General features: G+C 62.2%; 21 protein-coding genes. 12 read left to right on the top strand and 9 right to left on the bottom strand.

Annotation, left to right across the window (positions count from 1 at the left end; all coding sequences use genetic code 11):
* From CUJ84_RS35770 to CUJ84_RS35760, 3 genes are all read left to right on the top strand, one after another.
* Nucleotides 1–1,095 carry an aminotransferase class V-fold PLP-dependent enzyme gene (locus tag CUJ84_RS35770; protein ID WP_105010159.1) on the top strand — a complete coding sequence of 365 codons (1,095 nt, stop codon included), beginning with the start codon at nt 1–3 and terminating at the stop codon, nt 1,093–1,095.
* A 72-nt stretch (nt 1,096–1,167) separates the two neighbouring features.
* Nucleotides 1,168–2,031, top strand: a complete 864-nt coding sequence (locus CUJ84_RS35765) for a glycerophosphodiester phosphodiesterase (protein WP_199788893.1) — start codon at nt 1,168–1,170, stop codon at nt 2,029–2,031.
* Nucleotides 2,032–2,160: 129 nt separating this feature from the next.
* Nucleotides 2,161–3,816 (top strand): GGDEF domain-containing protein, encoded by a 1,656-nt coding sequence (locus CUJ84_RS35760; RefSeq protein WP_105010157.1) that lies wholly within the window; start codon nt 2,161–2,163, stop codon nt 3,814–3,816.
* A gap of 49 nt (nt 3,817–3,865) precedes the next feature.
* Here CUJ84_RS35760 and CUJ84_RS35755 read toward each other — a convergent pair whose 3' ends face one another.
* The 7 genes from CUJ84_RS35755 to CUJ84_RS35725 form a co-directional block, all read right to left on the bottom strand.
* Nucleotides 3,866–4,675 carry an inositol monophosphatase family protein gene (locus CUJ84_RS35755; protein WP_105010156.1) on the bottom strand — a complete coding sequence of 270 codons (810 nt, stop codon included), beginning with the start codon at nt 4,673–4,675 and terminating at the stop codon, nt 3,866–3,868.
* Nucleotides 4,675–5,679, bottom strand: a complete 1,005-nt coding sequence (locus CUJ84_RS35750) for a LacI family DNA-binding transcriptional regulator (protein WP_105010155.1) — start codon at nt 5,677–5,679, stop codon at nt 4,675–4,677. The genes CUJ84_RS35755 and CUJ84_RS35750 overlap by 1 nt, the downstream gene beginning before the upstream one ends.
* Complete coding sequence (locus tag CUJ84_RS35745) at nt 5,663–6,442, bottom strand: glycerophosphodiester phosphodiesterase (RefSeq protein ID WP_105010154.1); 780 nt, start codon at nt 6,440–6,442, stop codon at nt 5,663–5,665. The genes CUJ84_RS35750 and CUJ84_RS35745 overlap by 17 nt, the downstream gene beginning before the upstream one ends.
* Nucleotides 6,442–7,497, bottom strand: a complete 1,056-nt coding sequence (locus CUJ84_RS35740; RefSeq protein WP_105010153.1) for an ABC transporter ATP-binding protein — start codon at nt 7,495–7,497, stop codon at nt 6,442–6,444. The genes CUJ84_RS35745 and CUJ84_RS35740 overlap by 1 nt, the downstream gene beginning before the upstream one ends.
* Nucleotides 7,497–8,339, bottom strand: coding sequence for a carbohydrate ABC transporter permease (locus tag CUJ84_RS35735; protein ID WP_105010152.1), 843 nt, complete (start codon nt 8,337–8,339; stop codon nt 7,497–7,499). The genes CUJ84_RS35740 and CUJ84_RS35735 overlap by 1 nt, the downstream gene beginning before the upstream one ends.
* A 2-nt stretch (nt 8,340–8,341) precedes the next feature.
* On the bottom strand, nt 8,342–9,643 hold the full coding sequence (locus CUJ84_RS35730) for a carbohydrate ABC transporter permease (protein WP_105010151.1): 1,302 nt from the start codon (nt 9,641–9,643) through the stop codon (nt 8,342–8,344).
* A gap of 176 nt (nt 9,644–9,819) precedes the next feature.
* The gene (locus CUJ84_RS35725; RefSeq protein ID WP_105010150.1) at nt 9,820–11,166 is read right to left on the bottom strand and encodes an extracellular solute-binding protein; all 1,347 of its coding nucleotides are present in this window, start codon (nt 11,164–11,166) and stop codon (nt 9,820–9,822) included.
* A gap of 247 nt (nt 11,167–11,413) precedes the next feature.
* Here CUJ84_RS35725 and CUJ84_RS35720 point away from each other — a divergent pair, with 247 nt between their 5' ends.
* Nucleotides 11,414–11,872, top strand: a complete 459-nt coding sequence (locus tag CUJ84_RS35720; RefSeq protein ID WP_105010149.1) for a YbaK/EbsC family protein — start codon at nt 11,414–11,416, stop codon at nt 11,870–11,872.
* Nucleotides 11,873–11,956: 84 nt separating this feature from the next.
* Nucleotides 11,957–12,952: a Tim44 domain-containing protein gene (locus CUJ84_RS35715; RefSeq protein WP_105010148.1), complete on the top strand. Its 996-nt coding sequence runs from the start codon at nt 11,957–11,959 to the stop codon at nt 12,950–12,952.
* Between the two features lie 60 nt (nt 12,953–13,012).
* Here the strand turns inward: CUJ84_RS35715 and CUJ84_RS35710 are convergent, their stop codons facing one another.
* Nucleotides 13,013–14,044, bottom strand: coding sequence for a hydroxyacid dehydrogenase (locus tag CUJ84_RS35710; protein ID WP_105010293.1), 1,032 nt, complete (start codon nt 14,042–14,044; stop codon nt 13,013–13,015).
* Between the two features lie 277 nt (nt 14,045–14,321).
* On the opposite strand from CUJ84_RS35710, the gene CUJ84_RS35705 reads away from it, so the two are divergent.
* From CUJ84_RS35705 to cydX, 7 genes are all read left to right on the top strand, one after another.
* Complete coding sequence (locus CUJ84_RS35705) at nt 14,322–14,921, top strand: HupE/UreJ family protein (protein ID WP_105010147.1); 600 nt, start codon at nt 14,322–14,324, stop codon at nt 14,919–14,921.
* A 292-nt stretch (nt 14,922–15,213) separates the two neighbouring features.
* Nucleotides 15,214–15,792, top strand: coding sequence for a GbsR/MarR family transcriptional regulator (locus CUJ84_RS35700; RefSeq protein WP_018448951.1), 579 nt, complete (start codon nt 15,214–15,216; stop codon nt 15,790–15,792).
* Between the two features lie 4 nt (nt 15,793–15,796).
* Nucleotides 15,797–17,542, top strand: a complete 1,746-nt coding sequence (cydD, locus tag CUJ84_RS35695; RefSeq protein ID WP_105010146.1) for a thiol reductant ABC exporter subunit CydD — start codon at nt 15,797–15,799, stop codon at nt 17,540–17,542.
* The gene (locus tag CUJ84_RS35690) at nt 17,539–19,230 is read left to right on the top strand and encodes an amino acid ABC transporter ATP-binding/permease protein (RefSeq protein WP_105010145.1); all 1,692 of its coding nucleotides are present in this window, start codon (nt 17,539–17,541) and stop codon (nt 19,228–19,230) included. The genes cydD and CUJ84_RS35690 overlap by 4 nt, the downstream gene beginning before the upstream one ends.
* 186 nt (nt 19,231–19,416) lie before the next feature.
* Entirely contained in the window at nt 19,417–20,997 is a 1,581-nt protein-coding gene (locus CUJ84_RS35685) for a cytochrome ubiquinol oxidase subunit I (RefSeq protein WP_105010144.1), read from the top strand.
* A gap of 6 nt (nt 20,998–21,003) precedes the next feature.
* Nucleotides 21,004–22,158 carry a cytochrome d ubiquinol oxidase subunit II gene (cydB, locus tag CUJ84_RS35680; RefSeq protein WP_105010143.1) on the top strand — a complete coding sequence of 385 codons (1,155 nt, stop codon included), beginning with the start codon at nt 21,004–21,006 and terminating at the stop codon, nt 22,156–22,158.
* 100 nt (nt 22,159–22,258) lie between these two features.
* On the top strand, nt 22,259–22,381 hold the full coding sequence (gene cydX / locus CUJ84_RS35675) for a cytochrome bd-I oxidase subunit CydX (RefSeq protein ID WP_105010142.1): 123 nt from the start codon (nt 22,259–22,261) through the stop codon (nt 22,379–22,381).
* 43 nt (nt 22,382–22,424) lie between these two features.
* On the opposite strand, the gene CUJ84_RS35670 is transcribed toward cydX, so the two are convergent.
* Nucleotides 22,425–24,428: an aldo/keto reductase gene (locus tag CUJ84_RS35670; protein ID WP_105010141.1), complete on the bottom strand. Its 2,004-nt coding sequence runs from the start codon at nt 24,426–24,428 to the stop codon at nt 22,425–22,427.
* Nucleotides 24,429–24,439: the final 11 nt, after the last annotated feature.

The raw sequence follows: 24,439 nt of genomic DNA, 5'->3' as shown, positions 1-24,439 counted from the left end.
ATGCCCGATCTTGGTTGGAATCCCCTGCATGGAGTGCCCTCCTATCCCGCGGAGCGCTACGCCGTCCTCGCCGACAGGATCGGCGGCATATTGCACAGCCGCAACGATATATTGCTGGTGCAAGCAGAAGCGGTGGTGGCGCTCGAGGCGGTGGCGGTCAGCCTTGCGCGCCCTGGCCTGACAGCACTCAACATCGTCACCAGCACCTATGGCGGCTGGTTCGGGCAATGGCTGCGGCGGGGTGGCGCGACAGTAGAGGATGTTGTCGCCGAATCGGGCCTTCCGATCGAGATCGAAGCAGTCGCCAAAGCACTTCAGACGGGTCCGAAGATCGACGTGCTCGCGCTGGTTCATGCCGAATCCGCGAGCGGCATTCTCAACCCCCTGCCGGAGATATTGGCGCTTGCCCGGGCTCGCGGCGTCGTCACCGTCGTCGATGCGGTCGCCTCGGTCGGTGGCCACCGGCTCGATGTCGACGATCTCGGCATCGACATCGCCGTGATCGGCCCGCAGAAAGCGCTCGGCGGGCCGGCCGGTCTGTCCGCACTCTCGGTCAGCGGCCGCGCCTGGGATCTCATTCTCAGAGATGGCGCCGCGCGCGATTCGATATTGTCGTTGGCGGATCAGAAGTCATGGGTCGATGGCGGCCGAAGCGGCCTGCCGGGAACACCGGCGCCGCTGGAATTCTTCGCGCTGGAGGCGGCGCTCGACCGCATCGAGGCTGAATGCCTGGAGAATGTCGTCGCCCGCCATGCGCTGGCAGCATCGGCGACGCGAGCGGGGCTTGCCGCACTCGGAGCCCCAGCCTGGGTGCCGGCAGTAAAGGCGTCGAACCTGGTGACGGCCGTGCCGGTGCCGGAGGCGCTGGCGCCTGCCGCGCTGATCGCAGCTGCCGGGCAGCTCGGGGTTGAGCTGACCGAAGGCGTCGGAACCGCGCCGGCCCGTCTCGTGCGGCTGAACCACACGGGTCCGCGCGCTGCATTCCAGACGGTGCTGTCGAATGTCGTGGCGTATGGCGCCGCCCTCAGGCAGGCAGGCCATCCCTCGGATATATCAGCCGCTTCGGAGGCAATATCCGCAGCTTACAGTCGATGAAAGCCGTATTCGGCCCTTGATAATCATGGTTCATCAAGGCAGGAGAGTAGCAATCGCGGAGACTTGGTGCAGATGACAAGATTGCTGGATGCGCAGGGCCTGGAGATTTCACATGAGGGGCATCGCACCCGCCTGAAATGGCACCGGTTGCGCAAGCGGTTTGCCGATCCGTTGTTCTCAGCCGAAGTGATGGCGAAGGGATTTGCAGCAGGCGCCTCGATGGAGCTCGATCTGCGCGTCCGCGCCGACGGCGGTTTCGTCGTGCTGCACGATGAGGAGCTCGAAGGTGAAACGACTGGGCAGGGAGCGATCGCCAAGAAGAGCATCGGCGACCTCACCGCTATCAGGATGCAGGAGGGCGACCGGCCGCTGATCTTGAGCGAGGATCTCGCCGCCATGCTCCAATCGGCCCACCCGGCCGCGCTGCTGCAATTCGACATGAAGGATGACTTTGAAGCGATCGGCGCCAGGGGCATTGCGCATCTGGCCGCGCATTTCCAAGATATCGCCGCCTCGGTGATCGTCAGCGGCGGCAGCCTCGACCTCATCGTCGCGGTCAAGGAGAAGCTTCCGCATCTCCTGCGAGGGATCGATCCGACCGACAAGCTCTACGATATCAAAAAGGCCAACGGCTGGAAGGCGGTCGAGACGGAACTGCGTGCCGACCTGCGCGGCCCGACCGAACCGGACACGATCTATCTCCACTGGCCGCTGATCCTTGATGCCGCCAATGAAGGCCTCGACATGATTGCGCTCTGCCAGGACGAAGGCAAACGCGTCGATGCCTGGACCTTCACCCTGAAGGATCCGGATACCGGCTTCAGCGAAGAGGAATGGCTAGGCTTTTCGACGCTGATGGCCCTGAAGCCGGATCAGATCACCACGGACGAGGCACCGGCGACCGAACGCGCCTGGCGCCGCCGCATGGCGGATTAACCGGCGGACGTTGGAGCATGATGGCGAAAGGTGAGAGAGGCTTTCGATACCCTGTTTCTAGGTTTGTCGCCTGCTTTTTGCAGTTTGCATCATTTTAAACTTCTGATGCTATCCATAGCCAGCAGACAAATGTTGGTGTCCGATATGCAAGTTGTTGATGCCGAAGCAAATACTCGACAAGCACATTCCAACTTACAGGAAGCGTGGCATCGTGGATGTACAGGCCGTTCGGTTGAGGCCCTTACACTGGCCGGAGAAATTCTTGTTGATGCCAAGGCGCGGGGCGACGACCGGCTCGCCGCGCAATGCGACACGGATATTGCCTGGTACTGTTTTCAAATCGGCAAGGCCGAACTTGGACTGACGCATGTCCGGCGGGCGATAGACTTCTGGAAATTGACCGGGGAGCGCAAAGAGGAAGCCGTTGCCCGGGCCTATTTCGGATGGCTGCTCTTGGAACTGGGCTTGCCGGAGGAAGCAATCGAAGAAGCTACCCGCGCGTTGGATCTGGCCGACAAGGCCGCGGACCCGAAAGCACAAAGCCTGGCCACCAACGTCATAGGAATTATCTTCTGGTGCAACAAACAGCCCGACCGGGCCATCTTGATGAGCGAGAGGTCTGTCGAACTCGCCAGATCGATTGGCAATAAGAACTTTGAATGCTGGTGGCTCATCAATCTCGGCGGCGCTCATTCGGAAGGCGGATATATCGCGCGGGCGCTCGGCCAGCCGGAGGAAGAACACCGGATGCTGGTCAGAGCGCTGGAACTGACCGGACAGGCGCTCGACATCGCAATCGAGATCGGCGACAGCTGGGCCGCTCGCCTCTGTCTCGGCAACCAGGCCGAGTTCTACAGCCACCTGGGCGAGCATGAGAAGGCGCTCCAGTGCATGGCCCGCTATCGGCTGTTTCAAGAGAACAGCTATGTCAGGGACAGGCAGCAATATCTCTACACTTTGGGCCAGATCTACAACAATTCCGGAAAATTCACCGAAGCCCTGCCGCCGCTGCTCGAGGCGGTGGAGCTGATCGACGCCGGCGGCAGTTTCGATTCCTATGTGCAGATCTATCTTTATCTGTCGCAAGCCTATGAGGGGCTGGGGCAGTTCGATCCGGCGCTGGAGGCACATAAGAAATACCACCAAGCCTATTTGCGCAATAGTGCCGAGAGTACGCAGCGACGCGCACGTCTCGCCGAAATCTATTATGAAACCAAACGGTTCAAGGAAGTTGCCGAAACGGAGTCGAAGCGCGCAGAAACGCTGGAGGCCTCCTACCAGAAATTGCAGGAGCAAACCGATATCCTTGCCAATGCCGTCTATCTCGACGCGCTGACCGGGCTCTATAACCGCAAATATCTCGACAGCCGCTTTAAAGCGCTGACATCTGAGAAGCGCCCATATTCCATCGCGATGCTGGATGTCGATCACTTCAAGTCGATCAACGACAACTTCTCTCACATGATCGGTGACCGGGTCCTGAGTGCCATTGGAACTATATTGCGCGGCCAGTTGCGCATTACCGATCAGGCAATTCGGTTTGGCGGCGAGGAATTCGTCGTCCTGTTCGCCGGCGCTCCCCGAGGGGCCGCAGATCTCTGCGAGAGACTGCGTTCAGCCATTGAACGATGGGATTGGTCTGAGATCTGCAACGGGCTGCACGTGACGATCAGCATCGGTGTCGCCGGTACCCTGTCTGCCAAGTCTCCGAACGAGATTTTGGCGATCGCCGATCAGAATCTCTATGCGGCGAAAAACAGCGGTCGCAATCGCGTTGTTGCGTAACGCTCGCAGCTTCGCCAATCGGGCGGATCGCGTCTCTGGGACGGTGTATCTATAGCCCCTCGATGTCGAGGATGAACGCGAATTCGCCGGCAAGCCCCGGGGAATGGGCGATGACGGGTCCGCCCTGCGCAAGCAGCCTGTCGACCGGCGGCATCGCCACCACAGCGCCGGCCTCTTCGGCGATCAGCGCGCCGGCGAGCATGTCCCAGGCATTGAGATGGCGTTCATAATAAAGATCGGCAGCACCCTCGGCGACACGAACGAGGTCGATCGCCGCCGCGCCCATGCGGCGATAATCCATGCCGCGTTCGTGGAGCCGCCGCGAGAGCGCGAGATGATCGTCGAAGCTCGTCTTGCGGGAATGGCCGAGAATGACAAGCGCATTGGCCGGATCGACGGTCGCCGCCGCGTGCACCGGCAGGTCATCCTTGAAGGCGCCCCCGCCGCGGACGGCGTGAAAGACCTTGTCTCCGGCGGCGTCGTAGACCACGCCGATCTCGACCTTGCCGCCGACGACGAAGGCGATCGAGACGCCCCAGTGCCGGAAGCCTCTGATATAGTTGGTCGTGCCGTCGATTGGATCGACGACCCAGGTGCCGCCCTTACCCGATTGTCCGCCGCTCTCTTCGCCCATGAAACTATCATCCGGAAAGCGCGAGAGCAGCCCCTCGCGGATCGCCTGCTCGGCCCTCCTGTCGGCGATGGTCACGAAATCCTGCAATCCCTTGTTCTCGACAGCAAGCGAGCCGAGTTCAGAGTCGTGCCGAAACCGGGCCGTTTCCCGTCCGACCTCGAGGGCAACGGTGATGGCGACCTCCGCCCGTGCGCGGATGGCAGCGGCGTCGAATGCGGAGTTCATCAGGCGGTCCTTCTTTTGATCAGTGTCACCGGCGTGAATTCGACACGCGCCGTCAGGTCCGGTTCAGCCATCCGGCTCATCAGCAGGTCGATCGTCTTTTCGGCCTGGACGTCGCAGGGTTGACGGATGGTCGTGAGATCGTAGGCGGTCCAGCTCGCCTGGGGAATGTCGTCATGGCCGATGATGGAGAGCGGCGGCACATCACCGCGGCCGCGGCCCTGCATGACGTGGTCGATCACGCCGCAGGCCATGTAGTCGTTGGCGCAGAACAGCCCGTCGATGCCGGATGCGGCAAGTTCGGCCGCCGCATCATAGCCGCTCCTGTAGTCGTTGATCCTGATCTGCAGGAACTGGGCCTCGGCGCCGAGCTGCTTGCAGCGTGCGATGAAGGCCTCGCTGCGTCGCCGTGCCGTATAGGATATGGCGGGTGCGGCCATTACAGCGGGCTTTCGCACGCCGCTGTCGATCAGGTGGGTGGCGGCGAGATGGCCGGCCATGCGGTCGTCGGAGATGATGCGGTCGACGAAGGGGATGTCATTGCCCTTGTTGATCAGCACGATCGGCACGCCTTCGGCCGCGCACTGCTCGCAGATCTCGGTCGGCGGTGCGTCCGAGGTGACGATGACGCCTGATACGGCGTAATGCAGCAGCTGGCCGATGACCGTCGAAGTATCCGCCTCCGGCGAGGTCGGCAGCAGGATGGGACGGAAATTGCGGGCGAGCAGCACCCTCGCCAGATTCTCGATCTGCAGCGTACGGAACGGATTGTCGAGGCCGGCGGCGACGACGCCGACGAGATCGGAGCGTTTGTTGGTCAGGCTTCGGGCAAGATAGTTGACCCGGTAGCCGAGTTCCTTGGCTGCCTGGTAGACCTTTTCGCGTGTCTTCGGCGAGACGCTGGCATCCGGCGTGAAGGCGCGCGACACGGCTGCGCGCGAAACGCCGGCCACGCGCGCCACGTCGAAGGAGGTCACCTTGCGCGGTCCCTTATCCCCGTCTGCCAATTGCTTTTTCCTTAACCGCCGGTGATCGCATCAGATCGGGCAGATCCGTGCAGATGCCGAGAACCGGAAGCTTCATGATGTCATCGAGAATTGCCGGCCGTTCCTCGTGCCAGAGCACGATCTCGCGGCCAGCATCGAAAGCGCGGCGCATCAGCGCGTCGGTCACCAGATCCTGCGGACGCTCGCCTGCCCTTTCCCAGCAAAGATGCAGGATATCGGCGCGGGCCTCGTCGCCGAGCGCATGCGGATCGTGGTCGACCCGGATCAGCACGGAAAGCGGAAAATCGCAGGCCGCATCGCGGAGCTCGCGCACCTGCGCCGTGTCGAACGAGCCGAGACAGGCGAAACGCTGGTTCATCTCGACAAGGTGCCGCCAGCAGCGCATGCCGGTCCCAGGCACCTTCAGCTCGACGTAGAGGCCGGTCCCGGTCTCGCGACCGAGAGCGGCGACCTCTGAAAAACTCGGCACGTCGACGCCGTCGAGTGCGCCAAGCTCCGCCGCCGTCATTTCGGAAATGCGGCGGTCGATGCCGAAGACACGCTCGAGATGGTCGTCATGCGAGACGACGACCACGCCGTCCTTGGTCAGCTGCGTATCGAGCTCCCACATCTCAGCGCCGAGTTCGGCAGCGCGGCGGAAGGCGGCAAGGGTGTTCTCGCGTTCATGGCCGCTTGCGCCACGATGGCCGATGCAAAAGGGAAGCCGGCCCTTGCCTGACGGCCAGCCGTAACGCTGGAAAAATGCCGAGAAGTCGCGGGTCATCAGAGCCTCCTGCCATTTTCGTCGAAGACAAATATGCCGCGGCTGTCGATCGCCCACCGGACGTCGTCGCCGACGTGAATATCGCTGCGTACAGGCTGGATGGAGCGCAGCAGCGGTCCGCCGGCAAGAGCCACGTCGTAGAGGTTCTCGCGACCCTGTGTTTCGGCGAAGGTGATCTTGCCGGGCACGGTGATGTCGCCTGCCGGCGTAAAATGCTCCGGCCGGACACCGAGCATCAGCTTCGTGCCCTCGGCGGCTCCGACGGTATCAGGCAGCGGCACGCGGATCTCGCTTTGCGGAATTGTGAAGGCGCCCTTGTCCACGACGCCGCGCAGGAAGGTGATCGGCGGATTGCCGAGGAAGCCGGCAACGAAGGCGGTCTTTGGATCATTGTACATTTCAGCCGGCGTGGCGATCTGGACGATCTCGCCTTCCTTCATGATGGCGATGCGGTCGCACATGCTCATCGCCTCCACCTGGTCATGGGTGACGAGAATGGCGGTAATGCCGGTTTCGCGTTGCAGGCGGCGGATCTCCGATCGCATTTCGAGGCGCAGCTTGGCATCGAGATTGGCGAGCGGTTCGTCGAGCAACAGCACATCCGGCTTGCGGATCAGCGCGCGCGCGAGCGCCACGCGCTGCTGCTGGCCGCCGGAAAGCTCGGCCGGCCTGCGGCCCATCAGGTTGCCGATCTGCACGAGGGCGGCGATACGGTCGACTTCCTTGCGGATCTCGGCGGTCGGCATGCCCTTCACCTTCAGCGGAAAGCCGATGTTATCGGTAACCGTCATGTGCGGATAGAGCGCATAGGACTGGAAAACGACGCCGACATTGCGAGCCTGGCTCGGCAGGTCCGTGACGTCGCGGTCGCCGAAGAGGATGCGCCCGCCGCTCGGCCGGTGGATGCCGCAGACGGAAAACAGCGTCGTCGATTTGCCGCAGCCAGAAGGGCCGAGCAGCGCCAGCATTTCGCCGTTGCCGACTTCGAGCGTCATGTTCTCGATGACCTTGGTGGAGCCGAAGCTCTTCGAAAAATTGTCGAGGAGGATGCGCATCAGCCTTTGCTCCCGCCGCCATAGATGTTCATGAGATATTTGTTGAAGAGCGCGTAAACGATCAACACCGGAACGAGGTAGAAGACGCCGACCGCTTTGAACATGTTGAAATCATAATTGTTGTCGTCGGCGAGGAAGGCCGCGAGATAGACCGAGAGCACCTGCACCTGATTACCGGGCGCCAGCACCTGCGGCAGGATGAACTCGCCCCAGCCGGAGAGGAAAGAGAAGAGGCCGAGCGCCATGATGCCAGGCTTGACCTGCGGCAGCACGAGACTGAGCCAGACCCGGAAGCGCGAGGCGCCGTCGACGACGCCGGCCATTTCGATTTCCCACGGCACTGTGTCGTAGAAGCCCTTCATCAACCAAATGCCGAGCGGCAGATCGATTGCCGCCTTCACCAGAATGACGCCGATCAGCGAATTGTAGAGGCCGATCATCTGCAGCACGATGAAGATGGCGATGATCAGCGTCACAGAGGGGAAGGCATGCAACACCATGACGCCAGCAAGGAAGAAGCCGCGCGCCGGCACGTTCAGTCGTGACAAAACATAGCCGGCCATCGACGAGACGATAAGCACGAGGCTGGTGGTGCAGGCCGCAAAGAGCAGCGTATTGACAGTCACCTGCCAGATGTTCGCCTTGCCCTCTGTCGTCTGCCACAGGAAGCGCCAGTGATTGATCGTCAAGCCCGAAGGCAACAGCGCGTCCGCCTGCTTCACCGTCACGGTGTCGAGGAAGAGATAGAGATACATGAGGAGCAGCGGCAGGCTGACGATCGTCAACGCCGTTATGACAGGCCAGTTGCGGTAATTTGCCGAGGGCTGCGATCGTTCGGCCATGGTCAATCCTCGATCAAGGGCTTGGCGACTAGCGTGCCGTAACTGAAGACGCGCAGATAGAGGAGCGACAGCATCACGCCGATGACGACGAGCACCAATGCCATGGCGGCGCCCAACCCATATTCCAGGTTGCCGGCATAGTTCCTCAGCGCAGTGTGATAGGCGGAGAGCGCCCAGACCTCGGTCGCATTGCCCGGTCCGCCATTGGTGGCAAGCAGGATTTCATTGAAGGAGGCAAGCAGCGACAAGGTCTGGTAGCAGGTAACGAAGAGGATCGGCCAACGCATCTGCGGCAGGATGATATAGCGGATCTGCTGCCAGCGCGACGCGCCGTCGACCTCGCTCGCATAGAACTGGCTCTTCGGAATGGCCTTCATCGCCGAGGAGAAGACCAGCATGCCCATGGAGGCGCCGATGAAGCCGTTGATCAGCACGACGAAGAACCAGGCGTTATAGGCGTTGTCGAGAAGGTAGTTCTTCGGCGGATAGCCGAACTTGCCCATCAGGATCGAAATGAAGCCGGTATCCCAGGCAAGCCACTTCCATAGCATGACGTAGATGACGACGGGGGTAATGCGCGGCAGGAGCCAGATGCCGCGGAAGATCGAGGCCGGCGTCGGCGGCATGTAATGCGTCCAGATGGCCAGCAGCAGCGCATAGCCGACATTGAACAGCATCAGCACCAGCGCGACGTAGAGCACGGTATTCAAGAGCACGCGCGCCATGTCGGGCGAGGTGGTCATGCGCGAGAAATTGTCGGTCGTCCAAACCCAGCCGGTATAAGTGGCCTTGGCGACCGTTTCCCTCTGCTCCGATGTCAGTTTGAAACCCAGGCCATCCAGCGCCGAAAAGAGCTGCTCCTTGCTGTCGAAGCGGGTGTTGAGGACTGAGCGGTTGAACTGTTCGGAAATCTGCTTGACGTCGCGCGTCGAAGGCCGGTCGGCAAGATCCTTGATCATGCGCTCGACGTCGCGGCGTGCCGTGAACACCTCACCTGCATGTTTGGCGCGCAATTCCCCAGCAATCCCCGGCGCAAGCCCGAGACCTTCGATGGCCTTGAGGCCTGCCTCGTCGATCGTGTAGCGCGGTTCGGCCATCTCGGCGGCAATGTCTGGTATCGCCGATTTCAGCGCGATCAGGGAATTCGGTGCGATCTGGTAGACACCGCCTGATATGCCAGTCGCTGTCGTCATGCTGGTCATCGAGAAGACCGCCGTCAGAACGACCGGCATCAGGAAGAAGAGGATGATCATGATCGCCGCAGGCGCGATCATCACCAGTCCGAGCGTTCTGGACGATTTCATGGAAGCCCCCTCGTCGCGGACCGACCGGGCAGCGCTGCCGCCGCCCGGAAGAGTGCTTCGATCCTAGAGCATGATGCCGAAAAGTGTGAGCGGTTTTCGGACGCCATCATGCTCTAACCCTTTAATTTAGAACAGGATTCAGATTTCAGGCCGAGTCGGCATGAAATCATCCTGTTCTAGCGGATGACGATCTTGTCGCCGAGCGTGCTCTTCAGCTCGCTCTCTGCATCACTGACCGCGGCGTCTACGGTCTTGGCGCCGGTCCAGGATGCTTCGAGGTTCTTCCACATGATGTTCCAATATTTGCCGAAATCGGAATTGTTCGGCATCGCATTGGCATGCGGCAGCAGGCGCTCGGTGGCTTCGCGGGTCCAGCGGTCGGCCGAGTAGAATTCGACGGTGGATTCCGACTTGGAGATGCCGAGATGGGCTGATTTGACCGCATGCAGCGCGTTGGTGCGCGGCTCGGAGGCGATCTTGACCAGCTGGGCGGCGATTTCGGTGTCTTCCTTGTCGTGGCCTGCGGTCAGCAGGTAGACGAGCGGATGGGTCAGCGTGTTGGCCTTGCCGCCTTCGCCGGCGGGGATCAGCGTGAAGATCACGTTGCCGAAGAAATCCTTCAAGCCTTCCTGGTTGACGAGGCGGGCATAGTGCCAGGTGCCGCCGTCCCAGATGCCGGCCTTGCCGGTGGCGACTTCCTTCCACCACTGGTCGCCCGGCATGCCGATGTGGTTCTTCTTGGTAACACCGGCCTTCACCGCATCGGCGAAGAACTGATAGGTGCGGGTCATCGCGGCCTTGTCGAAAACGAGCTTGCCGCCTTCTTCCATCGTGCCGCCGAAGCTGGTGTAGAACTGCCAGTAATCAGGACCGTTGCTGGTGCGCGGATAAAATCCGTAGCCGGCCTGGACGAGGCCCTTGTCCTGCATCTTCTTGGCGTCTTCGAGCAGGTTCTTCATGGTGTACTTGCCGTCCTGGACGCTCTGCGGCAGCGCGTCCAGATCGGCATCGCTGTAACCGATCGCCTTCATGTAAGGCTTCCAGAAGAACATCGGGCGGGATTCGGCGTCCTGCGGGATACCGTAGACGGTGCCGTTGTAGGATGCGATCTGCAACAGGTTTTCATAGATATCGCTGAGCGGCCATGAGTCGAGATCGACATAATCCTCGATCGGAACGATCAATCCGGCCTGCGACCAGGGTGCGATGTCTTCATGGCCGCTGACGACGATATTCGGGGCGGTCTTGGCTTCGGCGGCAAGGGTCAGCGCCTGCTTGAAGTCCTCCCAGGCCGAATAGGGCTTCTTCTCGACGGTGATCTTCAGGTCTTCGCCCTTGAGAGCGGCTTCACGCTGCAGCTGCTGGGCGGCGATCTCGATGGCGTCGAGGCGATAGACGTCGTTCGGTCCGGTGCCGCCGGCCCAGACGCTGATGTGAACGTCCTTGGCGAGTGCAATTGCAGAGGTCGACGCCAGGATGGCGGCTGCGACGGCAAAGGATTTCAGTGTCGGCAAAATGGTCATCTTCTTCGTCTCCCTAGAAGAGCAGTGTGAGGCCTCTTGACGGGTCAGCACTGCTGATGATGACCGCTCCGAAACCCCACGAAAACGTGGCGTATCCCGCTCTAGGGGTTGAACGTAACGGCCGAATGACAAAATTGAGCACGTGTGCAAAATTATTATGACGATGTCCGCACGACTTGCAAGCGGCGGTTTTCGACGAGCGTCTTTTACGCTTCAAATTGCGCTTTTCCTGGTCTAGCATTGCGCCATGAGCCTTGAATCTGTTCGCGCCTTTCTCAGCGCCCACGCACCCGATGTCGAAATCATCGAAACCGCCGAGAGTTCCTCGACGGTGGCACTTGCCGCCGAAGCCCATGGCGTCGAGCCGGCCCAGATCGCCAAGACGATTTGCCTGCGCGTCGGCGAGCAGATGATGCTGGTCGTAGCCGGCGGCACGGCAAGGCTCGACAATCGCAAGTTCAAGGACACGTTTGGAGCCAAGGGGCGCATGCTCGATGCCGAAGAGGTCGTGGCGGTCACCAGCCATCCGGTCGGCGGCGTCTGCCCCTTCGGCCTGCCCTCGCCGTTGCCTATCTATTGCGATATCTCATTGAAACGCTTCGATGAAGTCGTGCCGGCGGCCGGCTCGACCAACTCGGCCGTCCGCATCGAAACCGGACGGCTGGCTGAGCTGACCGGCGCCAACTGGGTCGACGTCTGCCAGTAACGCATCCGGAGAGCTTCACACTCGGGAAAGAGTACCTATATTAGCTCTCGATATGCCGTGATTGTGCATGACAGGAGATCAGGAATGCCGAGTGCCGTTTCGCGTTTTGCCAAGATCGCGGCCATTGCCGCACTGACGAGCGCTACCGTTTTTGCTTCCCTTGACGATGCAGAAGCCCGCCGCGCGGGCAGCTTCGGTTTCGGAAGCCGCGGCACGCGCACCTTCCAGGCTCCGCCTGTCACCAGCACCGCGCCTGGGACCGCAGCACCGATCGAACGGTCGATGACGCCGCGTCCGCAGACCACGGCACCTGCCACCGCGCAGCAGCCTCTCGGCGCCCAGCGCCCTGGTCTCTTCGGCGGCTTCGGCCGCTCGATGATCGGCGGTCTGATTGCCGGCGGTCTTCTCGGTATGCTGCTCGGCCACGGTTTCGGCGGCGGCTTCGGATTCCTCGGCATGCTGTTGCAGATCGCGCTGATCGGCGGCGCCGTCATGCTCGCCATGCGTTATTTCGCCAACCGCCGCCAGCCTTCCTACGGCGTCGGCGGCCAGAGCCAGTCCTATAACATGTCGCCCACGAATAAGTCGTCCTTCCATATCCCGACAATCGGTTCGGGCGCCGGTTTCGGCGGGCAGTCGCGCAGCAATCGGCCGAGCGACGAGATCGGGCTGGCGCAGGCCGATCTCGATCAGTTCGAGGAACTGCTGACCCAAGTGCAGACCGCTTACGGCGCTGAGGATTACGGCACGCTGCGCCGGCTGACGACGCCGGAGGCGATGTCCTATCTTGCCGAGGAACTCGGCGAAAACGCTACCAACGGCGTGCGCAACCGCGTCTCCGACGTCAAGCTGCTGCAAGGCGATATCGCCGAGGCCTGGCGGGAAGACGGCCAGGAATATGCGACGCTCGCCATGCGTTATTCCTCGGTCGACGCCGTGGTCGAACGCGACAGCGGCCGCGTCGTTTCCGGCGACGACGGCCGTCCGAGCGAAAGCACCGAGATTTGGACCTTCGTGCGCAAGTCTGGCGCCGACTGGAAGCTTGCGGCGATCCAGGGTGCCGAGCAGCGCGCTGCCTAAGGCGGCGCGCCAAATCGGCATTTTGGTCTAAACCCGCTGCACACTTTTGCGCGGCATGCTTTAATTCACCGCCACCGGTTTGGAACGCATGCGGGAAACCGTCTCGCGTTCCGCCCGCTTGCAGCGCATCGGCGGCAGGCCGCGATCCATCAGGTCCATGTCTTCGAGCACCATGTCGCCCATTTTCTTGAAGGCGCTGTCGAGCGCGCCGGCCCTATGCGCCGAACGGATGAAACCTTTCAGGCTCCGCACCGGATGGTCGGGGGGCAGCGGCTCCTGCGGATAAACATCGCTCGCCGCGACGATATGGCCTGACGAGACTGCGGCCATCAGTGCATCGAAATCGACGACATCGGCGCGGCTGAGCAGGATGAAGGCCGCGCCTTTGCGCATGCTGGCAAAGGCCTCCGTGCTGAGAAATCCCTTGTTTTCGCTGGTGACGGCGGCGACGACGAAGACGAAATCGCTCTTCGTCAGGACGTCCTGCAGGCTTGCCGGCTCGACGCCGTTTTCCTCGAGGATCGAGCGCGGCAGCCAGGGATCGAACACTCTGATGCGCGCCCTGAAGCCGGACAGGAGCCGGCGCAGCGCCTTGCCAAGATCGCCGAAGCCGACGATGCCGATCTCGGAACCGGCGAGCAGCCGCGCACTCGAATTGCCCTCACCGCCCCAGAGTTCGGTGCCCTGGCCGAAGGCGACATCCGCATCGACGATATCGCGTGCCAAGGCCAGTGCGAAGCCGAGACCGATTTCGGCGACCGGCTCGGCAAAGACCTGGCCTGTCGTGACGACATGGATGCCGCGCTGGAAGAGCACGTCATAGGGCATGTTGTTGAGAAGATTGCTTTCGACATTGAGGATCGAGCGCAAGGCCGGCATACGTCCCAGCGTGTCCGCCGAAAGCGGCGGCTGGCCGATGATGTAGCGTGCCCTGCCGAGGATCTCGTCGCCGAGCCCGGCGATATTCTCGGGATCGGCCTCGACGATCTCGTATTTCGCATGCAGTTCGGCGCGCGCCTTGTCGCTGAAGATCAGATCGAGCGTGCGCGGTTCGGGCGCGCTGATCGCCAGCGGCCGTTCGGTATTCGTCATGGCGTCTCCTCCATCACGGCGGGTTGCGCCGTCTCTGCCGAACGATTGATAGCCCCTGTCGGAAACCGTTTCCAGCTCGATCTTGAGGTGCGGCGCGCTGAGAGAAGCTATCGAAAGCGGCATCTGCCTATCGGATAAGCAGTTGAATTGGCTTGGTATTTCGTGGACTTTTCGTTGACGGCGCGAATTCTTTGAACTAGCGTGATGCGCGCGACTTGGAACCATGCCTGTGTTCGGCGGCCGCGGGATATTCGAAAACTCACGAGGGGAATGAGCAATGAAATCAGCAATCAAGAGCGGCCTGCTTGCCTTGGCTGCCGCAGCGCTTCCAGCCGTCGCCTCCGCCCATCCCGCTATCGGCGAAGCTGCAGGCTTCAGCCATGGCTTTGCCCATCCGATGTCTGGCCTCGATCATGTCCTCGCCATGGTGATGGTCGGTGTTTTCGCATTTCAGCTCGGCGGCCGCGCCACCTGGCTCGTGCCGACCACCTTCGTTCTGGTGATGGCACTCGGTGGTGCTCTCGGCGTTGCCGGCATCAACGTTCCCTTCGTTGAAATTGGCATCGCGCTTTCCGTCGTCGTCCTCGGCGCCGTTGTTGCGCTCAATGTCAAGGCGCCGCTCGCCGCAGCGCTCGGCATCATCGGCCTCTTCGCCATCTTCCACGGTCATGCACATGGCGTCGAAATGCCGGAAGATGCCGCCGGTGCCGCCTATGCCGCCGGCTTCATGGCCGCGACGGCGTTGCTGCATGTCGCCGGTCTCGCCGTCGGTTACGTCATCGGCGGCGCCGGTGAACGTCAGGGCGTCTTCGTGACGCGCACGGCCGGTGGCATTGCCGCCATTGCTGGCGTCGGCCTTCTGGCCGGCTTGATCTGAGCCTGACGGCATTCCTGAACGAAAACTGGGCAGCAGCGGCCTAGACGTCCCAATCCGACGGAACGCCCGGTATGCGTAGCGCATGCCGGGCGTTTCTGCGTCATTGCGGGAAAGTGCTGCGGACTTGACCCAGGTCAAATCCAGCCTCGTCGCGCCTGGGTATACCCAACTCACGATCAACGAACGGACATCCAAATTGACGCAGGGCCGCCTTGCCGGTTGGCGGCGAGACGCGAAAGTCAGTATAGTGATTTCAGAAATTTCTGAAATCACAGACGCAACGGAAACAACCATGAACCTTCCGCCTCTCGTCCAGTCCTTCGTTCTCCATTTCGGCGAAATGGGATCGCGCTGGGGAATCAACCGCACGGTCGGCCAGATCTATGCCCTGCTCTTCGTTTCGCCCGCGCCGGTCTGCGCGGAGGAGATCGCCGAGTCGCTCGGCATCTCGCGCTCCAATGTTTCGATGAGCCTGCGCGAACTGCAGGCCTGGAACCTCGTCATCCTGAAACACAAGCCGGACGATCGCCGCGATTTCTTCACCACGCCGGATGACGTCTGGCACATATTGAGGACGCTTGCCGAGGAGAGAAAGAAGCGTGAAGTCGATCCGACGCTGTCGGTTCTGCGTGAAATCCTGATGCAACGGCCGGCCAGCGAAGCCGAGCGGCATGCGCAGCAACGCATGAGCGAGATGCACACGCTGATCGAGCAACTGACGCATTGGTATGAAGACGTAAAACAACTTGAAACAGAAAGGCTTGCAACGCTACTCTCGCTGGGCGCGAAAGTGACCAAGCTTCTGGAGGCCAAGGACCGGGTCGTTTCGCTCGGCCGCAGCCGCCGGCCGAATCCTGCGAACAAGAGTTAGCGCCATGGGCACTGCTTTCTTCGACGCGAAGGACACACAAGAGGCCGAGCCGTTGCCGGACGGCGATACAGTCTTGCCTGTCACCGGCCTAGATGATGCGAAAGGCGGGCTGCGCAGAGCGGCAATGCTGCAGGCGCTGGGCGCCGCCGTCTGGATCCCGCAGGCCGGGTTGCTGGCCATCTCGGTCGGCCGCATCGCCGATGGCGGCGGAATGCATGACGTTCTCTGGCCAGCCCTCGGCATCCTTGTCCTCGGATTTGCAAGAATCTGTCTCGACGCGGCTGGTGGCCGCATGGCCTTTCAGGCCGCCCGCGGCGAGCTCAGCCGCAGGCGGAAGATTGCTGCCGCGGCACTTACCATGTCGTCGCCGGTCGATCGCGGCCGGCCTGCCTCGGGCAAAGCCGCAAGCGTGCTTGGCGAACAAGCCGAACTGATCGTGCCCTACCTCGCCCGTTTCCAGCCGGCGCGCATGAAGGCGAGCCTTGTGCCACTCGTGATCCTTGCCTTCATTCTGCCGGTCTCCTGGATCGCCGCGCTGGTTTTGCTGTTTGCCGCGCCGCTGATCCCTATCTTCATGGCGCTGATCGGCTGGCGTGCCCAGGCGGCCAGCGAAAGGCAACTCGTCGCGACCGGCGGCCTCAACGGCTTCCTGCTCGATCGGCTGCGCGGACTGGCGACCATCCGTGCGCTCGACGCTGTCGATGCAACGGCACTCCGCCTGCGGTCGGAGGCGGAGTCGCTGCGTGCGCGCACCATGGCGGTGCTGAAGATCGCCTTCCTGTCCTCGGCGGTGCTCGAGCTTTTCGCCGCCCTCGGCGTGGCGATGATTGCCGTCTACGTCGGCTTCAGCCTGCTCGGCGAGATCCGCTTCGGCACTTGGGTGGGCCGGCTCGACCTGACCGAGGGACTGTTCATCCTGCTGCTCGCACCGGCCTTCTTCGAGCCTCTGCGCGAACTCTCGGCTGTCTGGCATGATCGGGCGGCCGGCGAAGCGGCGCTGAAGGCCATGGACGCTCTCTCCGAGGGCGGCCTGCCCATCCAGGGAGCGGCCGAAGCCACGCCCACGGCTTCTGCCGACGCCGAAGCGCCGGCCATCCACCTTGAAAATCTCGATTTCCACTATGGCTCCGCTGAGCCGCTGATCCTCGACGGTTTCAACCTCGAGATCGCAGCCGGCGAACATCTGGCGCTTCTCGGCGCAAGCGGTTCCGGCAAGTCGACGCTTCTTTCGCTCATATCAGGGCTGGCGCCCTGTACCGGCGGACGCATCGTCATCGGCGGCATCGAACTTGTGGATGACACCGCCGCCGCCTTGCGGGCCAGCATGGCATGGATCGGCCAGAGACCGCATATTTTCGCAGGCACCATCGCCGGCAATATCGCGCTCGGCAGGCCCGGTATCTCCAGTGGCGACGTGACGGATGCGCTCGGCGCCGCCAGGCTCGGAAAGGTCGCCGCCGCCTATGGCAACCGGCCGCTTGGCGAAGGCGGGATCGGGCTTTCCGGCGGCGAGGCGTTGCGGCTGGCGATCGCGCGTGCCGCCTGCAATCCGGATCTCCGGATCATCCTGGCCGACGAGCCGACCGCGCATCTCGACGCCGCCACCGCCGCGGAGGTTACCGAGAGCCTGCTTACGCTCTCCAGGGGCCGTACTTTGATCGTTGCGACTCACGATCCGCTGCTTGCCGCCCGCATGCATCGCGCCATGCGCGTCGATGCCGACATCGTTATCAGGGAGGCCGCCGAATGAGCGGATCTGCTGCAGACCTCAAGCCGATCCTGCGTCTGTTCCTTGCCGAGCGCCGGCGGGCGCTGCTGCTCGGCGCAGCACTTTCGGCTGCGACGGTGACAGCTGGCATCGCCCTGCTCGGCCTGTCCGGCTGGTTCATCACCGCCACCTCGCTCGCCGGCCTTTCGACCGCTGCCGCCATCACCTTCGACGTCTTTGCGCCGTCCGCCGGCATCCGCCTGCTCGCCATCCTCCGTACGGCCGCGCGCTACGGCGAAAGGCTTGCGACCCATGATGCAACGCTCGGCGTGCTCGCCGCCCTGCGCGAAAGGCTGTTTCGCGGCTTTGCCGAACCGAGTGCTGGCCGCGCCCTGTCACACCGTCCCGCACGGCTGCTCTTCCGGCTGACCGCCGATATCGATGCGCTCGATTCCCTCTACCTGCGCATCCTCGTGCCGGCTGTTGTCGCGATCGGTGCAGCGCTGGCGGCAAGCCTCGTGCTGGGGTTGATGCATCCCTTGTTCGGCCTGTGCTTCGGCCTTTTTCTCGCCGGTGCCGGCCTTGGCCTGCCGTTGATCGCCGGCCGGGCGGCGCGCAAACATGCCCGCCGACGCGCTCATGGCATCGAGGCGCTGCGGTCTCGAACGATCGATCTCGTTGCCGGCCAGACCGATCTCCTGATGGCCGGTCGGCTTGCCGCGCAGAGGGAGGCGATTGCCGCAGCCGATCGTTACGCCGGCCGCGCCGACGACCGGCTCAACCGCGTCGAAACCGGCCTGACATTCGGCTTCGGCATCGTTTCAACACTTCTGTTGACGGCATCGCTGCTTGCCGTTGCGGTACTAGCGGAAACGAAGGTGATTACCGCTCCTGTTGCCGCACTCGGCCTGCTCGTCGCCTTTGCGGCAGTCGAACCCTTCGCAGCGCTACGTCGCGGCGCCCTGGAACTCGGCAGGACGCTGCTTGCTGCAAGACGCATCGCGCCGCGGCTTGCCGTTGCGGCGGCACCCGAAGCATTGGCGCCGCCGTTGCCGGGATGCGCTTTTTCACTGGCGAAGGTGTCGGCCTTCCATGAAAACTCCGCCGTGCCGGCGCTCGAGGATATCGAACTAGCGCTTCAACAGGGTGAACGACTGGCCGTCATCGGCAGCAGCGGCGCCGGCAAGTCGAGCCTGCTTGCCCTCCTTTCCGGCGAATTGCCGGCAAGGACGGGAAATGTTGCCGCGATGACGGCGACACTGCTGACGCAACGGACAGAGCTTTTCGAGGACAGCCTGCGCGGCAACCTACTCCTTGCGAACCCGGATGCGAACGAGGCCCGCCTTCGCGAAGCGCTCGCTGCCGCCGGCCTGCTTGCCGATATCGAGGCCATGCCTGGGGGGATCGATACGCCGCTCGGCGAAGGTGGCCTCGGCCTTTCGGGCGGCCAATCGCGCCGGCTGGCGCTTGCCCGGCTTTTCCTGCGCGACACGCCGCTCTGGCTTCTCGACGAGCCGACCGAGGGCCTTGACGGCGTCACCGCCCGTGACGTGCTCCTCCGGCTGTCGGCAATGGCGGCGGGCCGCTCGCTGGTGATCGCCACGCATATCCGCCGGGAGGCTGCGATCGCAGACCGCATCGCCGTCATCGACGGCGGTCGCATCACAGAAATTTCGCGCCGCGGAGAGGCGGCGTTCGAAAAGGCGCTCGACCGGCTTCGGCCGGACTAGAGCATGATGCCGAGAAGTGTGAGCGGTTTTCGGACGACATCATGCTCTACTTCTTTGATTTAGATACGGATTCAGATTTTAGGTCGGATCGGCCTAAAATCATCCGGATCTAGGCAAGACTGCATGCCCTCACGCGCCGTCGGCGCTGAGGAACGCCCGTACCCCGTGGGACCGTGGGAGAAGACAATGGAACTAGATATCGTAGCACTTTCGCGCTTCCAATTCGCGCTGACGGCGCTTTACCACTTCCTGTTCGTGCCCTTGACGCTCGGCCTGTCCGTGCTCTTGGCGATCATGGAAACCGTCTATGTCATGACTGGCCGCCAGATCTGGCGGCAGATGACAAAATTCTGGGGCACGTTGTTCGGCATCAATTTCGTAATCGGCGTCGCCACCGGCATCGTCATGGAGTTCCAGTTCGGCATGAACTGGAGCTATTACAGCTATTATGTCGGCGACATCTTTGGTGCGCCGTTGGCGATCGAAGGCCTGATGGCCTTTTTCCTCGAGGCGACCTTCGTCGGGCTGTTCTTCTTCGGCTGGGACAAGCTGTCGAAGGTCGGCCATCTGGTCGCCACCTGGGCTGTGGCGCTCGGCTCGAACTTCTCCGCGCTCTGGATCCTGATTGCCAATGGCTGGATGCAGAACCCGGTGGGATCGGCGCTCAATCCGCAGACGATGCGCATGGAGATCACAAGCTTCTTCGATGTGGTCTTCAACCCGGTTGCCCAGGCGAAATTCGTCCATACGGTATCGGCAGGTTACGTCTGCGCCTCGATCTTCGTGCTCGGCGTCTCGGCCTGGTATATAATCAAGGGGCGGCATATCGAGCTTGCCAAGCGTTCGATGACGGTTGCGGCCTCCTTCGGCCTTGCTTCGGCGCTTTCGGTCGTCGTCCTCGGCGATGAGAGCGGTTATCTCGCGACCGAGAACCAGAAGATGAAGCTCGCGGCAATCGAGGGCATGTGGAAGACGGAACCGGCGCCGGCGGCCTTCACCGCCTTCGGTTTCCCCGATCAGGAGGCCCGCGAAACGCATTTTGCCGTGCACATTCCCTGGGTCATGGGCCTGATCGGCACGCGGTCGCTGACCACCGAAATCCCCGGCATCGACAAGCTCGAACAGCAGGCCGAAACCCGGATCCGCGACGGCATCAAGGCTTACGACGCGCTGACGCAGATCCGTGCAGTACCGGCGCAGGGTCAGGTTGCGCAGGAAGTGCGCACTTCCTTCGAGGATCTCGGCCATGATCTGGGCTACGCTCTTCTTCTGAAGCGCTATGTCGACGATCCGCGCCAGGCGACCGAGGAGCAGATCGTTCAGGCCGCGCGTGATACGATCCCGCACGTGCCGACGCTCTTCTGGTCCTTCCGCATCATGGTCGGCCTCGGTATCTTCTTCATCCTGCTGACCGCCACCTTCTTCTGGCTGTCGGCGCGCCGCCATCTCGACAAATATCCGCTGCTTCTGAAGATTGCCGTGCTGGCGATCCCCCTGCCCTGGGTTGCCATTGAACTCGGCTGGGTCGTCGCCGAGTTCGGCCGCCAGCCCTGGGTGATCGAAGGCGTGTTGCCGACGGCCGCCGCCGTCTCCAGCCTCGGCGCCGGCACCGTGCTTCTGACCATCATCGGTTTTGCGGCGCTCTACACGACGCTGATCGTCATCGAGATGGGCCTGATGATCAAGGCAATCAAGCAAGGACCGGAGCCGGACGACGAGCCGGAAGCGGTTCTGATTTCCGAAACCCTCGTCCCGGCCGCGGAGTGACCTGCCATGATCCTTCACGAACTCATTGACTATGAAACCCTGCGTCTCATCTGGTGGCTGCTACTCGGCGTCCTGCTGATCGCCTTTGCGACGACAGGCGGTTTCGATCTCGGCGTCGGCACACTTCTGCCTTTCGTCGCCCGGACCGATACGGAACGGCGCGTGGCGATCAACACCATCGGCGCCACCTGGGAGGGCAACCAAGTCTGGCTGATCCTCGGCGGCGGCGCCATCTTTGCTGCCTGGCCACCGCTTTATGCGGTGTCCTTCTCGGGCTTCTATCTGGCGATGTTCGCGATCCTCTTCGCGCTCATCCTACGCCCGGTCGGCTTCAAATACCGGTCGAAGCGGGAAAGCGCCAGTTGGCGGAGCGGCTGGGACTGGGCGCTCTTTATCGGCGGTTTCGTGCCGTCGCTGATCTTCGGCGTCGCCGTCGGCAATGTGCTGCAGGGCGTGCCCTTCCGTTTTGCCGACGATATGCGGATCTTCTATGAGGGTTCATTCTTCGCCCTGCTCAACCCCTATGCTCTGCTCTGCGGCCTGCTTTCCCTAGCCATGCTGACGATGCATGGTGCGGCATGGCTGGTGTTGAAGTCGAGTGGCCCGGTCGCAGTGCGTGCCAGAAGCTATGGCAGCATCGCCGCCCTTGCCGTCATCGTGCTTTTCGCACTCGGCGGCCTCTTCCTGTGGATCGGCGTCGGTGGCTATCGCATCACCGGCGATATCAGCCCGATCGGCCCCTCCAATCCGCTGCTGAAGACCGTGGCGCTGGAGAAAGGCGCGTGGCTTACCAATTACGCCGCTCATTCCTGGATGATCATCGCGCCCGTCCTCGGCTTCGTCGGCGCGGCACTGGCCTTCATTGCCATGCGGGCAAGGCGCGAGGTCATGACGCTGCTCTTCAGCAAGGTGGCGATCTTTGGCATCATCTCGACGGTCGGCCTGTCGATGTTCCCGTTCATCCTGCCCTCCTCGCTCGATCCGCGATCAAGCCTGACGGTCTGGGATGCATCCTCCAGCCACATGACACTGTTCATCATGCTTGTGGTGACGGTGATCTTCCTGCCGATCATCTTCGCCTACACGGCCTGGGTCTACAAGGTTCTGTGGGGCAAGGTCGATGAGAAGTCGATCACCGATAAAAATAGCCACGCTTACTAGAGCGATTCAGGAGAACCGCTCTAACCTTTTGTTTTTACGCAATTCCGGACGGAAAACCGCTTCGCACTTTTCCTGGAATTGCTCTGAGGGAGACCAAACGATGTGGTATTTTGCATGGATGCTCGGCCTGCCGCTGGCCGCAGCCTTCGCCGTCCTCAACGCCATGTGGTACGAGTTGATGGACGACGCGGCCAGGAAGAAAGCTTCCGAGCCGCACAAGTAGAAAAGCAAAGGGCGCGGTTCAAACCGCGCCCTTTCCTGTTGCTTCAGCCTTCCAGCCACTTCACCTGATCGGGCGTCAGCTTGATGTCGAGCGCCGAGAGGCTGTCTTCCAGTTCGGCGACGGTGCGCGGCCCGATCAGCGGAATGACCGGGAAAGGCTGGGCGATCACATAGGCAAGTGCGATGTGGATCGGATTGCGGCCGAGTTTGTTGGCAAGCTCGATAGCACGGTCGCGACGTCCGAAATTGCGCTCGGAATACCAGACCCGGACAATCTCCTCATCATCTCGCTTGTCGCGGCCGGCGCGGTCGGTAAAGAAGCCGCGGCCCTGGCTCGACCAGGCAAAGTTCGGGATCTGCTTCTCGTTCAGCCACTTTTTCCAGTCGTCATCGGAAGCGGCAACGCAACCGGCCCAGATCGGGTCGAGCATCTCGGCGAGCGAGAAGTTGTTGGAAAGTGCTGCCGGCGCCGTCTTGCCGGTCTTTTCGGCATAGGCGATCGCCTCGTCGAAGCGCGCCCGCGTCCAGTTCGAACCACCGAATATGCCGCGGATGCGTCCACGCCTGACCTCGGCATCCATGGCATCGACAAACTCGCCGACGGGCACGTCGGTATTGTCGCGATGCATGAAATAGATGTCGACATAGTCGGTCTTCAGCCTCGAAAGCGACTGGTCGAGCTGCTTTGCGATCATATCGGGATAGCAGAGCGGTGAATGCGCGCCCTTGCCGATCAGCACAATCTCCTCGCGCGGCACCTTGCGGCTCGTGTGCCAGTCGCCGAAGATCGCTTCCGTCTTGCCGCCGCCATAGACATAGGCCGTGTCGAAGGCATTGCCGCCGGCCTCGTAGAAGGCGTCGAGCGTCAGCGAGGCCGCAGCGAAGTTCGGGAAGAACTCGAAGCCGAGCGTCACAACCGAAGCCGGCTTGGAAATGCCGGGAATTTGACGCTGCGGAACGCTGTTGCCGCGCGCGATCGCGCCGCCGGCAATGTTTGTCGTGCGTTTGCTGGCTTTTTCCACGCCGTATTCGAGGCCGACCGAGGCACGCCACTGGTCGAGTACACGCAGGTTTCCGATCGAATCTGCCCAGCTCATGCCGGGAGAGCTGAATTCGGTCTTGCCGGCGCGGATGGCATCGCCTGCCGCATCCGCCTCGAAGGAATAGAGCCAGCGATCCTCCCTGAGTTCGACGGTTTCTCGGCTGCCGCCTTTGAAGATCTCGATCTTGCCGACGCCGCCCTTGTGCCCGGAGGCAAACCAGAAGTCCTGGACCTCGATCCGGCCTTCCGAGCCGATGATGCGCAGCACATTGTCCTGCTGCGCCATGATCGAGCAGGAGACTTCGGCGATGATCTCGTTCGGGAACTTGAGCACGGCAGATGCCCATTCATCGACGCCGCTCTGGCCGAGATGGGCGACGCCAGAAACCTTTTCCGGTTCGAGGAAGGCCTTGCCCTCTGCAGCGCCAGCAATCAGCCTGGCCATCGAGACCGGATAACCGCCGACATCGAGAATGCCGCCGCCGGCGGTATCATTTGCGAAAAGCCGGTGTTCCGGCTTGTAGCTACCCATGTTGAAGCCGAAGCTCGAGCGGATGATGCGAACGGTGCCGATGACGCCGCTTTTGACGAGTTCGACCAGCTTCTCGGTCTGCGGATGCACGCGGTACATGAAGGCTTCCCCGGCAAAGACGCCGGCTTTTTTCGCCTCGTAGTAAACCGCTTCGGCATCATGGGCCGAGAGCGCGATCGGCTTTTCCACCAGGATGTGCTTGCCGGCACGTGCCGCCTTGATCGCCCATTCGGCATGGCCGGTATGGGGGACGGCGATATAGATCGCATCGATCTCCTTATCGGAGAGCAGCGCCTCGTAACCATCGACGATGCGGGCGCCAGGGAAGTTTTCGGCAAGGCCCGGCTTTGCCGGATTGCGAGTGGCGATCGCCACCAGTCTGCCGGTGCGCGAATGGGCGACGCCGTCTGCAAAGGTGCGGGCGATGGTGCCGGGGCCGATGATGCCCCAGCGGATCGGTTGATCTGAAGTCATGGAAAATCCTC

Origin of the sequence: Rhizobium leguminosarum (genome assembly GCF_002953715.1) — a bacterium.
Lineage (GTDB): Bacteria > Pseudomonadota > Alphaproteobacteria > Rhizobiales > Rhizobiaceae > Rhizobium > Rhizobium leguminosarum_V.
Note: the sequence above shows the minus strand (reverse complement) of the source record. Positions and strands in the feature narration are given on the sequence as shown.